Origin of the sequence: Kitasatospora sp. NPDC056800 (assembly GCF_042789775.1) — a bacterium.
Taxonomy (GTDB): Bacteria; Actinomycetota; Actinomycetes; order Streptomycetales; family Streptomycetaceae; genus Kitasatospora.
Map to the genome: position 1 here is coordinate 1 of NZ_JBHUAL010000373.1, position 3062 is coordinate 3062.

General features: G+C 75.6%; 1 protein-coding gene. It reads right to left on the reverse strand.

What is annotated here, in order from left to right; genetic code table 11:
- A partial coding sequence (locus tag ACFRQN_RS40330; protein WP_380745623.1) for an amino acid adenylation domain-containing protein occupies positions 1 to 3062 on the reverse strand: 3062 nt, incomplete at both ends.

The window sequence follows — 3062 nt, forward strand, 5'->3', positions numbered from 1 at the left end:
TGGCGTCGTCGGTGCGTCCGGCGATGGGGGAGCCGATGGGGATGTCGTGGCCGGCGCCGAGGCGGGTGAGGAGGGCGGCGAGGGCGGCCTGGAGGACCATGAAGAGGGAGGCGCCGTTGTCGCGGGCGAGGTGGGCGAGGCGGTCGTGGGTGTCGGGGTGGATGTGGAAGGGGACGGTGCCGCCGCGGTGGGTGGCGACCTTGGGGCGGGGGCGGTCGAAGGGCAGGGCGAGTTCCTCGGGGAGGTCGGCGAGGTTCTCCGTCCAGTACGCCAACTGCTGTGCGGCCAGCGAGGTTTGGTCGTGGTCGTCGCCGAGGAGGTCCTGCTGCCAGAGGGTGTAGTCCGCGTACTGCACCGGCAGCGGCTCCCAGCTCGGAGCGGTGCCGGTGGACCGGGCCGCGTACGCCCGTGAGAGGTCCCGGGCCAGCGGGGTGGCGGACCAGCCGTCGGCCACGATGTGGTGGACCACCAGCAGGAGCAGGTGCTCCGCCGGGCCGGTGCGCAGCAGCGTCGCGCGGACGGGGAGCCGGGTCGCGAGGTCGAAGCCGCGGGCCGCCTCGCGGGCGGCTTCCGCCGGGGCCTCGGCGGGGGAGGTCTCCCGGACGGCGAGTCCGGTCCAGGCCTCCGTGCCGAGGACCTCCTGGCGGGGCTCGCCGTCGGTCTCCGGGAAGACGGTCCGCAGCACCTCGTGCCGCTCGACCAGGTCGGCCAGCGCCGCCTCCAGCGCGGCGGTGTCCAGCGCCCCGGAGAGCCGGACCGCGAAGGCCATGTTGTAGGCCGCCGAGCCGGGCTCCAGCCGGTTCAGGAACCACAGCCGCCGCTGGGCGGAGGACAGTGGCAGAGCGGCCGGGCGCGGTCCGGGCCGCAGCGCGGGCCGCGTGGAGCGGTCCCGGTGGAGGCGGCCGGCCAGCCTGGCCACGGTCGGCGCCTCGAACACGTCCCGGATCGAGACGGTCGAGCCCAGTGCCGTACGGATCCGGCTGACCAGCCTGGTCGCCAGGAGCGAGTGGCCGCCGAGGTCGAAGAAGCTGTCGTCGATGCCGACCCGGGGCAGGGCCAGGACCTCGGCGTAGAGGGCGCAGAGGCGCTCCTCGGCCGGGGTGCGGGGCGGCCGGGCGGCGACGGGGGTGAAGTCGGGGGCGGGCAGCCGGTTGCGGTCGATCTTCCCGCTCGGGGTGAGCGGGAGTTCGTCGAGCACGAGGACGGCGGCCGGGACCATGTGGTCGGGCAGGTGGTCGGCGGTGTGGTCGCGCAGGGCGGTGGGGTCGGGTGCGGCGCCGGGGGTGGGGGTGACGTAGGCGACGAGGGCGGGGCCGGCGGGGCCGTCGGTGCGGGCGATGGCGACGGCGGTGCGGACGTCGGGGTGGGTGGTGAGGACGGCTTCGATCTCGCCGGGTTCGACGCGGAAGCCGCGGATCTTGACCTGGGTGTCGGCGCGGCCGAGGTAGACGAGGTGGCCGTCGGGGGTCCAGCGGACGAGGTCGCCGGTGCGGTACATCCGGGAGCCGGGCTCGTAGGGGCAGGCGAGGAAGCGGGTGGCGGTGAGGCCGGGGCGTCCGGCGTAGCCGCGGGCGAGTCCGGCACCGGCCAGGTACAGCTCGCCGGCCACACCCGGGGGCACCGGCCGCAGCCCGTCGTCCAGCACGTACGCCCGCATGTTCCAGATCGGACGGCCGATCAGGGTGTCGGCGCCGTCCGGCCCGGCGCACACCTCGCCCCGGGTCGCGACGGCACCGGCCTCCGAGGCGCCGTAGAAGTTGAGCAGCCGGGCCGAGGGCAGGGCCTGCCGGAACGCCCGGACGGTGGCGGCGGGCAGCTGCTCGCCGCTGCAGATCCAGACCGCGCAGCCCGCGACGGCGGTTGGCTCGGCGCTGTCCAGGAAGGCGTTCAGCAGGCTGGGCACGACGGTGAGCCGGGCGATGCCGTGCCGGGCCGTGGCCGCCGCGAGCTCGGGCATGCTCCGGGCCGTGTCGGCGTCGACCAGGACGGTCGAGCCGCCGGACAGCAGCGGCGCCAGCAGCTCGGTGATCCCGTCGATGACGCTGACCGGCGACTTCGCCAGGATCGCGGCCTCCCGCTGCTCGGGGAGTTCCTCGGCGAACCAGGTCAGCCGGTTGACCAGGGCGCGGTGCAGTCCGAGCACGCCCTTGGGCCGGCCGGTGGAGCCCGAGGTGTAGATGACGTACGCCGGGTGGTCGGGCAGCAGCGGGCAGGTGCGGTCCGCGTCCGTGGGGGCGGTGCCGGGGAGGGCGGCCGTGGCGCGTTCCAGTGCCGGGTCGTCCAGCAGCAGGCGGGGCAGGCCGGTCTCCGGCAGCTGTCCGGCGGTCGCGCTGTCGGTCAGCAGGAGGACGGGCGCGGCGTCGTCGAGCATCAGCCGGACGCGGTCGGCCGGGTACGCCAGGTCGACGGGCAGGTGCGCGCCGCCGGCCTTGAGCACGGCCAGCAGGGCGACGACCATGTGCGGCGACCGGGGCGCCGCGAGCGCCACCGTGCTCTCCGGGCCGACGCCCCGGCCGATGAGGTGGCGGGCGAGGCGGTTGGCCCGGGCGTCGAGTTCGGCGTAGGTCAGGGCGGTGGTGTCGCTGCGGACGGCGACGGCCTCGGGGGTGCGGGCGGCCTGGGCCTCGAAGAGGGCGACGACGGTGGTGCCCGGGTGGCCGCCGGCGGTGTCGTTCCACTCGGTGAGGACCTGCCGGTGCTCGTGCTCGGACAGCAGGTCGAGCCGCCCCAGCGGGAGCCCCGGGTCGCGGGCGACCTGGTCGAGCAGCCGGACCAGGCGGGTGACCAGGGCCTCGGCGGTGGCCGGCTCGAACACGTCGGCGCTGTACTCCAGGAAGCCGTCGATGCCGGCCGGGGCGGCGCTCGCGTCCTGCTGTTCGGCCAGGAAGAAGTTCAGGTCGAACTTGACCGAGTCGGCGGCCGGCGGCTCGAAGGCCGCCCGGACGCCGGGCAGGGCCAGCTCGGGACGGGTGTTGTTCTGGAGGACCAGCATGACCTGGAAGAGCGGGTTGCGGCCCATGGAGCGTGCGGGGTCGAGGACTTCGACGAGTCGTTCGAAGGGG